We start from the raw sequence: 16,293 nt of genomic DNA, 5'->3' as shown, positions 1-16,293 counted from the left end.
GGTGGCCCTGCTGACGGAGGACCCTCCCTCCCGGCACCCTCGTGGGCCCCTTCCGTGTCCTGGACTGGGCCCGTCCCAACCTTCCTTGACCTGGGCGGGTTTGGAGGGCCTATCCTCTGGGCGAGGAGTTCCTCGATAGGATTCTTCATGAACAGAACCCGATGGCTGATTCTTGGAGTCCTCACGCTCACTGTCGCAGGCACCGTGTATTACCAGGGTCTCGGGCAGCCCCCCAAAGCGAGCGAGCGCCCCCCTCCGGAACCTCCGCAGCCACGCGATGGTGGACTCGAAGCCATCACGATCGCGCCAGCCGATAGCAGGCCTCTCCAGGATGCAGGCACGAGGGATTCCGAGAACACGTACGCATCCACCGTCATGGTCACAGCCAAGGGCCCTTTGGAACTGGCGGAATGCAGCGGCGTCATCGTCAGCCCGAATCTGGTCCTGACCGCAGGCCATTGCGTTTGCAAACCCACGGCGAACACACGAAGCATCAATCGCTCGACATGTCATGGGACCATCAACGCGATGACAGTCTTCCAAGGGCCGGTGGGAAGTACCTTGATCGCGGATGTCAAAGTGCACGTATACCCCGGGACAATTCACCCCCACCCTGAGCTGCAACTTGTTTTTGACGCCAGTGGGGCGGTCTTGTCAGCCCATGCGAATCTCGCGGTCATCCGCCTCGATGAGCCCATAAAGCCCGGAACTCCCATCGCCAGCCTCGCGGAGATGGAAGTTCAGACAGGTGAACCCCTTGTCATGGCCGGCTTTGGATACGACAAAGACAAGGGAGGGCTCTATGGGGCCCGGTATTACCGGACCAACAAGGTTGTCACCCCTCAAGAGCCGTCCAATGGCAGGTTCATCTATGAGCAGCAAGGCCCCTTTACCTACAACGGTTTCGATGGGGGGCCCTGCTTTCGCGAAGAGGGAAATGACCGCAAGCTCGTCGGCATTGCCAGTGCCGGAACGGAGAAAGAATTACCGTTGATGAGCACCGTCTTCTTTGGCGATTGGATACGGTCGGAGATCCGGCGCGCAGCTCAGTAGGAGGGGTGTATGCGTTCGTGGATGTCGCGACCTATGGTGGCGGCCGGGCTTGCCGCTGTCTCGCTGGTGGTGAGTGCGTGCGCCTCCGGGAAGTGGACGGAGGCCTGGATAGAGCTAGGAGAGGGAACGCCGCCCGCTGAAATCCAGCTCGCAGTGTCGCGTGGCTCTCCAGACTACGACAATCTGTACCCAGCGGTCGTGCTGATCGGGAACCGTGTCATACACCCCGGCGCGAAGGTGGCGGCCGTCACCTATTGCACGGGCGTTCTGATCGAGAGCGACCTGGTCCTGACCGCAGCCCATTGTTTGTGTGCCCAAGCTGTTGAGAATGCCCGGTTTGAGGCCTCGAAGAACAATGACACGGCTCTCAAAGACAAGGTCATCGACAGGGAAGCCTGCGCCAAGAACACCATGGTGCTGAAGTATACACCGACCCTCACGAATTCGCGCTCCGGCTTCATCCAGGACTCTTCGTCGAATTTCATTGAATTTCCTGGCGTTGCGTTGTTGCCAGAGGAGTTCAGGATGGGGATTGATGGAAATGGCTCCATCACGTCTTTCCGGGCGGATCTTGCCGTGATTCGGCTGAATCACGAAATCAAAGTCCCCATTGCGCACAAATTCCCTTCGCGCAAGCTTGAGCAAGGGGAAAACGTCCTCGTGGTTGGCTTTGGCAGCACGGTGGTGAATGGCAAGTACTTCTCAGCTATCCGCCATTTCGGCACCACCAAGGTCACGGACATTCATCTGGAGGAGTATAAAGAGCTCCCGTCGACCGACGAGCAACATACCGAGTATGCTTCTGACAAGCAGAACACGGCCCATATCGAGGAGGGTGATAGTGGCGGGCCCTGCTTTCAGGAAGACGAATCGGGGGAGCGTTGGTTGGTGGGAATCATTCATGGCAAGCGGCCCGCCAGGGGCCTCAAGACTGTGTGTATCAGCACCTTCCATTCGCAGCTCGTGATTGACAGGCTGATACGCAACGCACGCGCGGTGACGATGCGGAAGACGTTGGCGAGGCCCAGGTCCCCTTGATGGATATGAAGTCGTAGAGGCCGTGTGTTGTGACGCCTTGAAGACTCACCTCGGCCTGCGCCTCACGGTGGGTGACGGGAACCTACCTCTGAGGTAGGATGCCGCGCACCCATGTCGAGCTCCTCCCTGTCCTCGCTCCACCCCGCTGCGCTCCCTCCCGGCACCCCCGTGGGCCCCTTCCGTGTCCTGGAATGGGCCGGACGGGGCGTCAACGGCGCCGTCTACCGCGCCGAGCGCATCGGCCGGGAGCACCTGCCTCCCGTGGCCCTCAAGCTCGCCGTGCTCCCCGAGGACCCGCGCTACCTCCGAGAGCAGGAGCTGCTGTCCCGCTCGCACCACCCCCACATTCCCCGGCTCGTGGGCGCTGGCCTCTGGGTGAGCCCAGAGGGCGCTCGGCACCCTTTCGTGGCCATGCAGTGGATCGACGGCGTGCCCCTGTACGACTGGGGCCGCATGTTCCGCCCCTCGGCTCAGCAGCAACTCCGCCTGCTGGCCCAGGCCGCGCTCACCCTCCAGTACCTCCATGCCCAGGACGCGCTCCACCGCGACTTCAAGGGCGACAACCTCCTGGTGCGCCGCTGGGACTGCCGCCTGTTCCTCATGGACTTCGGCTCCAGCATCTACCCCGGTGCCGATACGCTCACCCCGCAGCAGTTGCCTCCGGGCACTCCCGCGTACCGCTCTCCCGAGGCCTGGCTCTTCACCCTGCAGCCACACCAGGCCTCAGAGCGATACCGGGCCGGGCCTGCGGATGATGTGTTCGCCCTGGGCGTCACTGCCTGCGTGCTGGCCACCGGCAGGTACCCGGAGATGGGCGTGCCTCGGAAGGATGAACAGGGCCGCGCCCACCTGGATGCGCTCAAGCTGCCGCGCGCCTTGTTCTCCGACCGGGTGGCGCCGCCGCTGCGCGAGCTGATCCTGCGCATGCTCGCCATTCTCCCCGAGGAGCGCCCCACCGCGGCCAAGCTGACCCCCGCGCTGGAGCAGGCCGCGGAGGCGCTCGGCCCCTCGTCCCCGAGCCTGCGTGCTCCTCAGCCCGAAGCAGGCCGAGCGGACGCGATGGGGGCGCGGCGCGCTCCTCCAGAGCCCGTGTGGCGGCCCTGGCTCGTGGTGGCCGCGGGTGCCCTGGGCTTGTGGGCCGGAGCTCTCGTGCAGCAAGCGCCGCAGTCGGTGGGCGAGGAGCCTCCTCGGGCGGCTCCCGCCGTGCCCCTGAGCGCCACGCCGGAAGCGGCCGAGACGGACACCGCAGGGCTCGGGGAGGCGGCCTCCGCTCCCTTGGAGCCAGCTCCTTCGCTCGACTCCACGCGGGCCGTGGCGGAGAGTCTCCCCGAGCCCTCCGAGGGGCAAGCCCAGCCCGACAAGAAAGGCCGCTGCCCTCACCCCCAGCAGGTGGTGCTCAACGGAGGCTGCTGGGCCCGCACGAAGGTGAGCAACGGGGAGTGCGATGTCCTTGGCGGCCAGATGTACCAGCAGGCGTGCTACGTGCCCGTGCTTCCCGGCAAGCAGGGCCGTCCGTCCACCTCGGGCGCGGGCCGTCCCCATCCGCAGTGACTGCCGTCAGTGCACACCATGCGGAGGACCGTAGGTGCACAAGGCAAGCTGTCGCAGAGCCGCTGCGGTGTGCCTGAGCCTCCTGCTGCCGCTGCCGCTCGTCCTGCTCCTCCGGGTCCTCCAAGAGCGAGAGCTGTCAACGGACACAGCCCTCGGCGGCACGCGCATCCTCCCCATGCTCGATACCGATCGGAGGTTACGGCTGATGACCTACCGCCACGAGTGCATGTCGGGCGCCGACTGCGAGCCTCCATTGGGCTGCTTGTTCGAGGCCCGGTACAACCAGGCGTATTGCACAGACAGCCAGTGCCTGACGGACGCGCAGTGCCCAGAGGGCCAGTTCTGCCGTGCTCTCGCGACAAAGGAGCAAGGGCTCCAGGTGCGCATCTGCATTCCGCCAGGGGAACGGCAGGAGGGCGAGTTCTGTGATCCCGCCCCGCGGGACAAAGGGCACGCTTGCGCTGCCGGGCTGGTGTGCAGCGGCAATCCCTATCATTGGTGCGGCCGCCCGTGCCTGCCGGGTGTCGAGTCCACCGGGTGCCCCACCGGATTCTTCTGTGCGGAGACAATTCCCGAGCCCACATGCCTGCCCACGTGCGCAGGACGAGAGTGCGCCCAAGGCCAGCGCTGTGTCGTCTTCCCGGAAGGCGCCTCGGTCTGCGCACGGGTGTACGGGCCCTCCTGCTGGGAAAGCCCCTGCCCCGAAGGCCAGGCCTGCCGGGCGCTGACGGAGCCGACCCAATCAGACACGGTGTGGATGGAATGCATCGAGCGATGCGGGCCTGGTGTTCCCCCCTGTGGAGCAGGGAAGATCTGCGATGTCTGGCAGTGCCTCCCACGTTGCACCCCTGAGGAACAAGGGGCCTGCGCGGAAGGGTTCCGGTGCCAGCAACGCGGGCCAGACTCGCCCTTCGCCTGCCGTCCAGATGACGCGTCTCCCTGAGAAATGGGACCCTATTCGGGCACTGGTGCAGCGAGTGTTGGAACGAGGCGAGTCACTCGAACTCACAAACGACGCGCGAGCCCTGTGGCCGGAGCTAACCAGTTAGCTCCGATGAACGGGCCGCTCCCCTCGGGGGACCGGAGATGGCCACACCCTCCTTGCTTGAGCCTATGCCTACCTTTGCCGACCTGTGCCCCTATTCCGACCAGCCCTCCCAGTGAGAAGTGAGGGCTCGGTCCTCACAGAGAGGCTTGACGATGAACCGCTGCCACTCAGAGGAGGCTGAGCCGTGATGCCCGAAAGGAGCTGCCCGTAGAGCGCGATGCACGGAGCCTGCACGCCGAGAAGGTCGAGGCCTCGAATCGGCTCGGGCGGGCGAATCCATGCGACGAGCGGCGGCAGCGGCTTCGTCATGGTCAGTAGTACTGACGGATGTAGCCGTAGGCGCGCTCGAAGAGGTCGGCGTCCTGGTGGAGTTGGTACTTGAGCAGGCTCTTGCGGAGGGCCTTCTTCACCTCGCGCTCGCCGGCCGCCGTGTTCTGCCAGCCGGGGAAGCGGACGAGTCGCACGATCTCGTCGATGTCGGCGACCACGCGCTCGACCATCACGGGCGTCTTGTCGCTCTTCACCTGCTGGAACAGTTCGGTGAGGGCGGCCTTGCCGCGGTCTTCGTCCTCCTCGGGTGGCGTGTCCTTCTCGGTGCGGACGAAGTCGCGGGCGAGCTCGAGGAGATGCTTCAAGAACTCCACGCTGTTTAGCAGCCCCTGCTCGTGTCGCTCCTTGAGCGCCTCGAGGCGTTCGGACAGCGCCTTGTAGCGAGGGTTGCCCATGTGCTTACGCAGGCGCGCGGTGAGCTTGAGCTCGAACTCCTTGGCCCGCTTCTTCGGGTCGGGTGAACCCATCACCGCCTCGAGCAGCTCGGCATCGAGCACCAGCGTCTCGAGGTCGTCGCGTACCGCCTCGACGTGGACGTTCTGGTGAATCAGCTCGATGGTCTTCGCGCCGAGCGCGTGCCACACGAGCTTGCCCGTGCCGCTCGTCGGCTGGACCGAGACGTACACCTGCGTGAGCCAGCGGTAGTCGACCTCGAACGGCAGCAGCATCGGATCAGGCGAGATGGCCTCCCAGAGCTTGCCGAGCACCGAGTACTCGGCGGCGAAGGCGTCGCGCACGTCGTTGTTCGGCAGGCACTCCTGCGCCGCTATCAGGCCCTCGTAGCCGGTCTGCATGCGGTCAATCCCGGGGAAGAACGCGAGGCACTTCTGCATCGCCTCGGGGAGCTGGGCCTTGAGCCCCTCGATGTTGCCGACGACGCTGCGGAAGCCCTTCTCGTCGAACTCCAGCGCCTTGGCCACATCGTCGAACACACCGAGGTAGTCGACGATGAGGCCGTGAGTCTTCTTGTCGCCGTACGTGCGGTTCGTACGGCAGATGGCCTGGAGCAGCGTGTGGTCGCGCAACGGCTTGTCCAGGTACATGACCTGGAGGATCGGCGCGTCGAAGCCCGTGAGCAGCTTCGCTGTGACGATGAGGAGCTTCAGCGGATCGTTGGGATCGCGGAAGCGATCGAGGAGCCTCTCCTCCTCGTCCCGTGAGCGCGCGTAGGGCTTGAAGCGCTCATCGGAGCCCGTGGCCGAGATGACGATCTCCGTCGCCTCGGGCGGCAGCAGCTTGTCGAGCGCCGCCTTGTAAAGCAGGCAGCACTCCTGGTCGAAGGTCACGACCATGCCCTTGAAGCCGTTGGGCGAGACCGCGTCCTGGTAGTGCCTGGCAATGTCCTCGCAGATCTTCTGCACGCGCTCGGGCACTTTCACGAGCACCGCCATCCTGGAGGCGGCCTTCGCGAGGTTGTCCTTGTCGAGGTCGGAGAGTTCGCCCGTGAGCGCCTGGTAGGCTTGGTCGATGGCGGCCTTGTCGATGTGCAGATCGACGAGGCGCGGCTCGAAGTGAAGCCTCAAAGTCGCGCCGTCGCGGATCGACTCCTCGAAGCCGTAGCGGCTCATGTAGCCGCGCGCGTCCTCCTCGGCGCCGAAGGCGTAGAACGTATTCCTGTCGCGCCGGTTGATGGGCGTTCCGGTGAGGCCGAAGAGGAACGCGTTCGGCAGCGACGCACGCATCTTCATGCCGAGGTCGCCCTCCTGCGTACGATGCGCTTCGTCGACGAGGGCAACGATGTTGCCGCGGTCGTTCAGCACGCCCTCGGCCTCGCCGAACTTGAAGATCGTCGTGATGATGATCTTGCGTGTGTCCTGCTTCAGCAGCCGCTGAAGGTCCTCGCGCGTCTCGGCCTTCACGAGGTTCGGCACGTCGGAGGCGTGGAACGTGGAGCTGATCTGCGCGTCGAGATCGATGCGGTCGACGACGATGATGACCGTGGGGTTGCCGAGCTCGGGCTGGAGCCGGAGCTTCTGCGCGGCGAACACCATGAGCAGCGACTTGCCCGAGCCCTGGAAGTGCCAGATGAGGCCCTTTCGCGGCTTGCCGGCGAGGACGCGCTGCACGATGAGGTTCACCGCCTCGTACTGCTGATAGCGGCAAACGACCTTGATGCGGCGCTTCTTCTTGTCCGTCGCGAAGAGCGTGAAGTGGGCGAGGATGTCCAGCACCACCGCCGGGCGAAGGAGGCCGCTCACCGCCGCCTTCAGCCCCGCGAGCGTGCCCGGCGTCGCCTCGTCCTCGCCACGCCACGGGCCCCACAGGTTCACGGGCATGCGAACGGCGCCGTACATCAGCTCCTTGCCCTCGGTGGCGACGCTGAACGCGTTGGCGACGAACAGCTCCGGAACGTTCTTCTCGTAGTCGTCGTGGACCTGGAGTGCGCCGTCGAGCCAACTCACCGCATGGCGCACGGGCGTCTTGGCCTCGATGAGGACGATGGGCAGGCCGTTGACGAGCAGCACGAGGTCCGCGCGCCGTTCGGCGGAGCCAGCGCGGAAGGTGAACTGGCTCGTGACGACGTAGTGGTTGTTCTCGATGTTCTCGAAGTCGATGAGGCGAACGGTGACGTGCTCGTGGTTCGGCCCGAAGGGCATCGATCGGTCCCCACGCAGCCACGCGGTCAGCTCCTCGTTCGCCTTGAGCAGGCCGTCGGAGCGCACCGCGAGCACGATCGCCCGTAGCTTGTAGAGAACCTCGTCGGCGCGGTCGGGAACGGCGGCGATCTCGGGGTTCAGCCGAATGAGCGCGTCACGAATCCAGTCCTCGACGAAGACCTCATGGGGCTGACGCGGGATGCTCGCGCGCGCCAGGTAGTGCCAGCCGAGGCCGGCAAGCTTGCCGCTCTTGCGCGCGAGCCCGGCGCCGACGGCGGTGTGGTGCGTGACGCTGCCGCAGAGCAGGTCGCGGACGAGGTTCTCGACGGTGGATGCCTCGCTGAAGGTCACGGCTGCATCCCGCTCATCGCTGCTGACAGCCTGCGGCTTAGCTTCTCTTGTTCGGCCAATCTCGCTCCGAGTTGCCCTGACGCCCAAAGGACCCCGTCGATTTGTTGCACGATCGCGTGTTGCTCCTCAAGGGGCGGCAGCGGAAAGGGAAGCGCCTCGAAGCTATCGCTAGGGATTGTGGCGATAGACGTCGATGCCACGGCGATTCTTGTGAACTGCAGCGTGTAGAGAAGATGCTGGAAGTACGCCTGGGTAAAACCTACGTGGACGTGGGCGTGGGCACGGAAGCGCATAAGGTGGTCTTGAAAGAAACAGTCGCTTCCACGGCTTCGAAAGACAGCCGACCGTCCGACTAAGCTCATGGAGTTGCCCTTGTTGATCAGGATGTCGCCATCGCGGAGAGTGCAGCGCACCAGATCCTGGTCGGGGACGTTGATCTCCATGAGGTCCCTCCAATCGATCCATCCATCGAGGACGTTCGCGACTCGCAGGTACGGCCGCATGTTCTGGCCTTGGAGGCTTCCCGGATGTTTGCGAATGCCGACCTGTGTGTCCCCAGCCTCTCCTACGCGAACGCGGCGCCAATGAGCCGGAAAGTGATCGGCGGGGCCACGGCGAGGACGGAAGATCGAGAACAGGAGGGAACGCCGCGTCGCCTCAATGGCGCGTTGCGTTTCTAGAAATGACTCTCGGCAAGCTCGGGCAGCTTGGAGCGCGGTGGAAAGCCGCCGCTGCGCCTCCAGCGGCGGTAGCGTGAATTCCTCCTCAGCGAGGGTTTTCCAGTTGATTGTCGGCGAAAGTGAACCGACGGAGATTGCGATTGCGCGCTCCATGAAGGGGTCACTCTGCATGAAAAACGGCAAGAACTCGGGAAACACCGCGTCCGGCTTCGCACGAAGCACCATTGCGTGCGCTGAGCAGATTCCCTCGAAGTCAGCGACGGCGAGCTTGCGTTGGTAGGCTCGCCGCTTCCCGAAGATGATATCGCCCGGCTTGAACCGGAGCTTCGTCGACTCAACATCATCGGGCGTACCCCATCGACGGACTGAGAGGCTCTCCGGGTCGAGGTGTTCGAGGCCGACGTAGCGATCAACTCCCGCAGCCTTCGGATCGTCGACGCGGTCGTTCACGCATTGCGCGATTTCGCCGAACTTCACCCGCTTCCATGTCGCGGAGCCCCTAGCCATTGGCCACCTCCGCGAGCTCCGGCTCTTCGGCGACGAGGCCGTCGAGCATGTCGACCACAGCGTCCATCTCGGTCCAGAAGGCGCGGCCCGACTCCTCCCAGGCGGCCCACGACTGCGCGAGAGAAGGTGCCGACTCCGTGCTCGCACCCGAGGCAGCGGTGTCGCGTTTCACGTAGAGGGGGATCGAGAGGCTGTAGCCCTGCGCGGCGATGTCGTCGATCGTCGCGACCTGCGCGAAGCCCTCCTCGTCGACGAACGCGTCATAGGCGGCCTCGATGCGCTGCTGGTGCTCGGGACGAAGGAAGCTCATCGCCCGCTCACGCGCTATCTCGTTTACCGCGTTGATGAGCAGCACCTTGCCGCGCTTCTTCGGCGGCTTTTTGGAGCGGCAGAAGATGACGCACGCCTCCATCGGTGAGTTGTAGAAGAGGTTCGGTCCGAGCCCGAGCACGCAGTCTATGAGGTCGGCCTCGACGAGCTTCTTGCGCAGCTCGGCCTCCTCCTTCCGAAAGAGCACACCGTGCGGAAAGAGGATCGCGCAGCGCCCCGTCTTCGGGTCCATGCTCTTCAAGATGTGTTGGAAGAACGCGTAGTCGGCGCGGCCCTGCGGTGGCGTTCCGAGAAAGTTTCGGCCCCAGGGGTCGGTGGTCCACGCCTCGCGGTTCCACTGCTTGATCGAATACGGCGGGTTCGCGAGGACCACATCGAACATCTTGAGCCGGTCGGCCTCGTGGAATGCTGGCGCGGCCAGCGTGTCGCCGCGCGCGATCTCGCAGTCCTCCACACCATGAAGCACGAGGTTCATGCGCGCGATGGACGCCGTCATGTGGTTCCGCTCTTGACCGAAGAGCTTGAGCGTCCGGTGCTCGCCGCGCTTTCGCTTTACCTCGGCGAGCGCCGAGATGAGCATGCCGCCGGTGCCGCAGGTCGGGTCGTAGATGCTCTCGCCGCTCTTCGGCTCAAGCATCTGTACCATGAGGTGGACGACGGTGCGGTTCGTGTAGAACTCCTGCGCCGTGTGCCCGCTGTCGTCGGCGAACTTCTTGATGAGGAACTCGTAGCCGTTGCCGAGCTCGTCCTCGGGCACGTTCGCGATCGAGAGCGTCTGCCCCGAGAAGTGCTCGAGCAGGTTCTTCAGCGTGACATCGGGGAGGCGCTCCTTGTTGGTCCACGGAGCGTCGCCGAAGATGCCGTCGAGTCGCCCCGGATTCGCCGCCTCGATCGCGCGGAGCGCTGTCTGGAGCTTCTTGCCCACGTCCTTCGCGGCGGCGCGCACGTCCTTCCAGTGCGAACCGTCCGGGATCACGAATCGGTCGTTGGCCGTCGCGGTCGCGTACCTCGTGTCGCCCTTCGACTCGGCGAGGGCGGCGGCGTAGTCCTCGTCCCACACGTCCGAGAGGCGCTTGAAGAAGATCAGCGGGAAGGCGAACTGCTTGTAGTCCCCAGCATCGACCAGGCCGCGCAGGATGACAGCAGCGCCCCACAGATACGACTCAAGCTCTTGCTGGGTCATGTGCGTGGTCACGACAACCAACCTCCCTCGCGCATGACACGACGAAGGTTGTCTTCGGCCTCGCGGCACTTCGCGAGGGCGTCCTTGAAAGCGGCGACAGCGACGGGAAGCGGCGGGATGTCGGCCCCGATGGGAGGAAGCACGTAACGCGAGATGTTCAGAGTCCAGCCCTCCTTCTCGATCTCCGAGAGGTCGACAACGCGCGCGCGATCCTGGACGTCGGCGAAGCCCTGCACCCACGAGTGGACCTCGGTGACATGCGCCGGGTCCATGAAGTTCTGCGCTCGCCCGCGGCGGAACACTGAGGACGCATCAACGATGAGGACCTTGCCCTTCTTGCGCTTCTCCTTGTGCTGGCGAAGCACCAGCACGCACGCGGCCAGGCCGGTGCCGTAGAAGAGGTTCGGTGCGAGACCGATGACGGCTTCGATGAGATCCTTTTCGAGGAGGTGCTTACGGATCTGCGCTTCGACACCGCCACGGAAGAGCGCGCCTTGCGGGAGCACCACGGCCATGCGGCCGGTCTTGGGTGCCATCGACTTCACCATGTGCTGCACCCACGCCATGTCCGCGTTGCTGTCCGTGGGCAGGCCGGCAAATGCGCGGCCCCACGGATCCGTCTCCCACACCTCGCGGCCCCACTGTTCCAGCGAGAACGGCGGGTTGGCGATGACGACGTCGAAGGTCGCGAGGCCATCAGTGCTCTCGTCGGTGAACACCGGGTTGCGGAGGGTGTCGCCGCGCTCGATGACGAAGTCCTCAATGCCGTGCAGGAAGAGGTTCATCCGCGCGACCGAGGCGGTGGTGAGGTTCTTCTCCTGGCCATACAGCTTGCCGAAGAAGGTCCGTGGATCACCGCCGCGCTCGCGCACGTGCTCTACGGCCGCGAGCAGCATGCCGCCCGTGCCACAGGCCGGGTCGTAGATCGTCTCGCCTTCCTTGGGGTCGAGGATGTCGACCATCAAGCGTACGACGCTGCGCGGGGTGTAGAACTCGCCCGCTTTCTTGTTGGTCGCGTCGGCGAACTGCTTGATGAGGTACTCGTAGGCGTCGCCCATCACGTCGGAAGCGACGCGGGCGTTACCCAGCGAGAGCGCCGAGAAGTGCTCGATGAGGTCCTTGAGCAGCTCGTCGGGCAGCCGGTCCTTGTTGGTCCACTGCGCGTCGCCGAACACGCCGTAAAGGTGCTCCTGGTTCGCGGCCTCGATGCCGCGCAACGCATTGGCGAGCGCGGTGCCGACATTCTTCGGCGCGCGGCGTACGGCGGACCAGTGGCAGCCCTCGGGCACCTGGAAGCGGTGCTCGTCGGCGAAGTCCTCGCCGTACTCGGCGAGCATCGCGGCGTGCTCCTCGTCCCACACGTCGCAGATGCGTTTGAAGAAGAGCAGCGGCAGGATGTACGACTTCCAGTCGGTGCGGTCGACCGGGCTGCCGCGCAGGATGTTCGCGGCCTCCCAGAGGTGCGACTCGAGTTCGGCGAGCGTCACGGGCAGCGCGAGGGACGACTGGCTACCCACGACCGCTCACCTCACGACGCGCCAAAGCCGCGACCTTTTGGACCATAAATATCTCGTCGCTCATCCGTTTAGGGCTCCAGGGCGGCGGAAGGCGGAGTCTCCCAGCCGTTTTCAGAGTACGGCGGCGGATGGAATGGCATCAAGAACGTCCCATCGCCAGAAGGCGGCGGCCTGAAACGAAGATCAGGATCCGGCTCTGAGGGCTCACCGGTGAGCCATGACGGCACAGCCAACTGGTTGGCTCGCGGCTCTGAGGGCTCACTGGTGAGCCATGACGGTACAGCCAACTGGTTGGCTCGCGGCTCCCGGAACTAAAAAAGCCCCCGAGTCTTTCGACTCGGAGGCTCTTTCGGAGTGCCCAGGGCGGGATTCGAACCCGCACACCTTTCGGCGCCACCCCCTCAAGATGGTGTGTCTACCAGTTCCACCACCTGGGCGTTTCTGCGCGGTCCATCTATCTGACCACGCTGGGTCTCGCAACGGTTTTCAACCGCTGCGCTCCCCTCTTTCTTCCTACTGCTGCGGAGCCGCAGGCTGCGCCGGGGCCGGAGCCGCCGGAGCCGCACCCGCCGGAGCCGTCTCGGTCGCCGCCGGAGCCGCCTCGCGCGGCTGCTCCACGCTCGCCGGAGCCGCAGGCGTCCCAGCAGGCGCCGCCGCATCCGTCGCCGCGCCCGCAGGCGCCGCACCCGGCGTCGCCGGAGCCGTGGCCGCCGGCTTGGGAGCCGTGCCCGCCGCCACCGATGTCTTCAGGCCCACGAACGACAGGCCCAGCGACGTCAGGAAGAACAGCGCCGCGCACACACCCGTCAGCTTGCTCAGGAACGTCACCGCGCCCCGGCCGCCGAACGCGCTGGTCGCCGCTCCACCACCGAGCGCAGCGCCCATGCCCGCGTCCTTACCGGGCTGCAGCAGGATGACGAAGATCATGAACACGCAGAGCAGGACGTGCACGATCGTGAAGAAGGTCAGCATGGCTTCTCTTTCAAAAGCGCGTTGTAAAGGACGCGCACCCTACACAACCGGACAGTGGGGTAGCAACTCCTTCGCGCGCCCCACCCTTCCTCTCAAGCCCCCGCCTTGACGATGGCCGCGAAGTCTCCCGCCTTCAGGCTCGCCCCACCCACCAGGGCCCCGTCCACGTCCTTCTGTCCCAGCAATTCCGCGGCGTTGTCCGGCTTCACGCTCCCGCCGTACTGGATCCGAACCTGCTCGGCCGTCCCACCGTCGTACAGCCGCCCCAGCTGCGCCCGGATGGCCGCGTGGACCTCCTGCGCCTGCGCCGTCGTCGCCGTCCGGCCCGTCCCAATGGCCCACACCGGCTCGTAGGCCAGGACGAACTGGGCCACGTCCCCGGCGCCGAAGCCCGCCAGGCCGCCCTTCACCTGCCGCTCCACCACCTCCAGGGTGCGGCCCGCCTCGCGCTCGGCCAGCGTCTCGCCCACGCAGAGGATGGGCAACAGGCCCGCCTTCAGCACGGCCTGCGCCCGCTTGTTCACCGTCTCGTCCGTCTCGCCGAAGAACTGCCGGCGCTCCGAGTGCCCGAGAATCACATACGAGCACCCGAGCTCCTTCAGCATCGGCGCGGACACCTCGCCGGTGAACGCCCCCGAGGCCTCCCAGTGGCAGTTCTGCGCCGCCAGCTTCAGGTTCGAGTCCTCGATGGCCTTGGCCACCGGGTGCAGCGCCACGAACGGCGGAGCCAGCACGATCTCCACCTTGTCGCGCAGCACCGACACCATGCCCCGCAGCTCGCGCACCAGCGCCAGCGCCTCGGGGACCGTCTTGTTCATCTTCCAGTTGCCTGCAACGATCTTCCGGCGGGGCTCGGTGGCCATGGCTTCTCCTGACGGGTGGGGGGGACTACTTCGTCTCCAGGGCCTTGATGCCCGGCAGCTGGATGCCCTCGAGGAACTCGAGTGACGCGCCACCGCCCGTGGACACGTGGGTCATCTTGTCCCCGTAGCCCATCTGCTGCACCGCCGCCGCGCTGTCACCGCCGCCAATCACCGTCACCGCCGCACGGTTGTTGGCCATGGCATCGGCCACCACCTTGGTGCCCTCGGCGAACTTGTCCACCTCGAACAGGCCCATGGGGCCGTTCCACACCACCGTCTTCGCGTTGCGGATGTGCTGGGTGAACTGCGCCCGCGTCTTCGGGCCGATGTCCAGGCCCATCAGGTCCGCCGGGATGTTCCGGTCCGGCGTCTCCTGCTTGATGCTCTGCTCCGTCAGCGCGTTGCCCACCACGTGGTCCACCGGCAGGACGATGGGCGTCTTCAGCCGCGCCGCCGCGTCGAGGATCTTCGTGGCCAGCGCCAGCTTGTCCTCCTCCACCCGGCTCTTGCCCACGTCCGCGCCCTGCACCTTCAGGAACGTGTACGCCATGGCCCCGCCAATGAGCAGCGCGTCCACCTTGGGCAGCAGGTTCTCGATGACCTTGATCTTGTCGCTCACCTTGGAGCCACCCAGGATGGCCACGAAGGGCTTCTCCGGGTTCTTCAGCACGCGGCCCAGGTACTCGATCTCCTTCTTCATCAGCAGACCGGCCGCCTTCTCCTTCACGAAGGCCGCCATGCCCGCGGTGGAGGCATGGGCGCGGTGGGCGGTGCCGAACGCGTCGTTGACGTAGACGTCCGCCAGCGAGGCCAGCTCGCGCGAGAAGGCCTCGTCATTGGCCTCCTCCTCCTTGTGGAAGCGCAGGTTCTCCAGCACCAGCACCTGCCCGTCCTTGAGCTCCTTCACCTGCTTCTTCACCGCGTCGCCCACGCAGTCATCCGCGAGGATGACTTCGTGCTTGGGGCCGAGCAGCTCGGCCAGCTTCGAGGCGGCCGGCTCCAGCGTGAACTTCGGGTCCGGCCCGCCCTTGGGGCGCCCGAGGTGGGAGGCCAGGATGACCTTGCCGCCCATCTCCAGCGCGCGGCGGATGGTCGGCAGCGCCTCCCGGATACGGGTGTCGTCGGTGACGCGCTTGCCCTCCAGCGGGACGTTGAAGTCCACGCGGATGAAGACGCGCTTGCCCGTCAGCTGCAGGTCATCAATGTAGCGAATCATCTCTCGGTCTCCCTCTCGGTGCCCTGGGTGCCTGTGGACTAGAAGCCCTTGGCCGCGAGGAACTTGGCGGTGTCCACCATGCGGTTGGAGAAGCCCCACTCGTTGTCGTACCACGCCATCACCTTCACCAGGTTCTCACCCATGACGAAGGCGTTGGTGGAGTCGAAGATCGCCGAGTGCGGGTTGCCGTTGTAGTCGATGGAGACCGTCTGCTCGTCGTTGTACTGCATGATGCCCTTGAGCGAGCCCTCGGCGGTCTTCCGGAACGCATCCTTCAGCGCGTCCTCGGTGGCCGGCTTGCTCGTCACCACCGTCAGGTCCACCAGGGACACGTTCGGGGTCGGCACGCGGATGGAGATGCCGTGCATCTTGCCCTTCAGCGCCGGCAGCACCTCGCCGATCGCCTTCGCCGCACCGGTGCTGGTGGGGATCATCGACAGGGCAGCGGCGCGGGCGCGGCGCATGTCCTCGTGGGACAGGTCCAGCACGCGCTGGTCATTGGTGTAGCTGTGCACCGTGGTCATCAGGCCCTTCTCGATGCCGAAGGTGTCCAGCAGCGTCTTGGCCACCGGCGCCAGGCAGTTGGTGGTGCACGAGGCGTTGGAGATGATGTGGTGCTTCTTCGGATCGTACTGGTCGTGGTTGATGCCGTAGGCGATCGTCAGGTCCGGGCCCTTGGCCGGCGCGGAGACGATGACCTTCTTGGCGCCCGCCGTGAGGTGCTTCTCGGAGCCCTCGCGCGCGGTGAAGCGGCCGGTGCACTCCAGGACGATGTCCACGCCCAGCGACTTCCAGGGCAGCGCCGTCGGGTCCTTCTCGGCGGTGACGGCGATGGTGTGACCGTCCACGACGATGGCCTTGTCCTGCGCCTTCACCTGGCCCGGCCAGGTGCGGTGCACGGAGTCGTACTTGAACAGGTGGGCCAGCGCCGCCGGCTTGTCGAGATCGTTGATGGCGACGACCTCGATGTCCTTCTCCTGGCGAGCAAGCACCGCGCGCAGCACGCAGCGGCCGATACGACCAAACCCGTTGATGCCGATCTTGATGGCCATGTCTG

At 65.5% G+C, this 16,293-nt stretch carries 11 protein-coding genes and 1 tRNA gene; 3 read left to right on the top strand and 9 right to left on the bottom strand.

Annotation, left to right across the window (positions count from 1 at the left end; genetic code table 11):
* The first annotated feature begins 147 nt into the window (after positions 1–147).
* The 3 genes from DB31_RS47075 (at position 148) to DB31_RS30550 (ending at position 3,642) form a co-directional block, all read left to right on the top strand.
* The gene (locus tag DB31_RS47075; RefSeq protein WP_169787117.1) at positions 148–1,053 is read left to right on the top strand and encodes a trypsin-like serine protease; all 906 of its coding nucleotides are present in this window, start codon (positions 148–150) and stop codon (positions 1,051–1,053) included.
* Positions 1,054–1,062: 9 nt separating this feature from the next.
* Entirely contained in the window at positions 1,063–2,091 is a 1,029-nt protein-coding gene (locus DB31_RS30555; RefSeq protein ID WP_083968844.1) for a trypsin-like serine protease, read from the top strand.
* Positions 2,092–2,202: 111 nt separating this feature from the next.
* A complete protein-coding gene (locus DB31_RS30550) occupies positions 2,203–3,642 on the top strand; it encodes a serine/threonine protein kinase (protein WP_044193885.1) in 1,440 nt (479 codons plus the stop codon).
* Positions 3,643–5,001: 1,359 nt separating this feature from the next.
* Here DB31_RS30550 and DB31_RS30545 read toward each other — a convergent pair.
* The 9 genes from DB31_RS30545 to gap form a co-directional block, all read right to left on the bottom strand.
* Positions 5,002–7,968, bottom strand: coding sequence for a type I restriction endonuclease subunit R (locus DB31_RS30545; RefSeq protein ID WP_044193883.1), 2,967 nt, complete (start codon positions 7,966–7,968; stop codon positions 5,002–5,004).
* Positions 7,965–9,125 carry a restriction endonuclease subunit S gene (locus DB31_RS46075; RefSeq protein ID WP_205628588.1) on the bottom strand — a complete coding sequence of 387 codons (1,161 nt, stop codon included), beginning with the start codon at positions 9,123–9,125 and terminating at the stop codon, positions 7,965–7,967. Before DB31_RS46075 ends, DB31_RS30545 begins: the two co-directional genes overlap by 4 nt.
* 22 nt (positions 9,126–9,147) lie before the next feature.
* Positions 9,148–10,680, bottom strand: a complete 1,533-nt coding sequence (locus tag DB31_RS30535; RefSeq protein ID WP_044193879.1) for a type I restriction-modification system subunit M — start codon at positions 10,678–10,680, stop codon at positions 9,148–9,150.
* Positions 10,677–12,155: a type I restriction-modification system subunit M gene (locus tag DB31_RS30530; RefSeq protein WP_240486964.1), complete on the bottom strand. Its 1,479-nt coding sequence runs from the start codon at positions 12,153–12,155 to the stop codon at positions 10,677–10,679. The genes DB31_RS30535 and DB31_RS30530 overlap by 4 nt, the downstream gene beginning before the upstream one ends.
* 385 nt (positions 12,156–12,540) lie before the next feature.
* A tRNA-Leu gene (locus DB31_RS30525) sits at positions 12,541–12,622 on the bottom strand.
* Positions 12,623–12,698: 76 nt separating this feature from the next.
* Positions 12,699–13,157 (bottom strand): preprotein translocase subunit SecG, encoded by a 459-nt coding sequence (gene secG / locus DB31_RS30520; RefSeq protein ID WP_044193878.1) that lies wholly within the window; start codon positions 13,155–13,157, stop codon positions 12,699–12,701.
* 92 nt (positions 13,158–13,249) lie between these two features.
* Positions 13,250–14,020 (bottom strand): triose-phosphate isomerase, encoded by a 771-nt coding sequence (tpiA, locus tag DB31_RS30515; RefSeq protein WP_044193876.1) that lies wholly within the window; start codon positions 14,018–14,020, stop codon positions 13,250–13,252.
* Between the two features lie 25 nt (positions 14,021–14,045).
* A complete protein-coding gene (locus DB31_RS30510; RefSeq protein WP_044193874.1) occupies positions 14,046–15,236 on the bottom strand; it encodes a phosphoglycerate kinase in 1,191 nt (396 codons plus the stop codon).
* A 38-nt stretch (positions 15,237–15,274) separates the two neighbouring features.
* The gene (gene gap, locus DB31_RS30505; RefSeq protein ID WP_044193872.1) at positions 15,275–16,288 is read right to left on the bottom strand and encodes a type I glyceraldehyde-3-phosphate dehydrogenase; all 1,014 of its coding nucleotides are present in this window, start codon (positions 16,286–16,288) and stop codon (positions 15,275–15,277) included.
* Between the last annotated feature and the right edge of the window lie 5 nt (positions 16,289–16,293).

It is taken from the genome of Hyalangium minutum (assembly GCF_000737315.1).
In the GTDB taxonomy this organism is placed as follows: Bacteria; Myxococcota; Myxococcia; order Myxococcales; family Myxococcaceae; genus Hyalangium; species Hyalangium minutum.
This window is presented reverse-complemented; position numbering and strand designations above follow the sequence as displayed.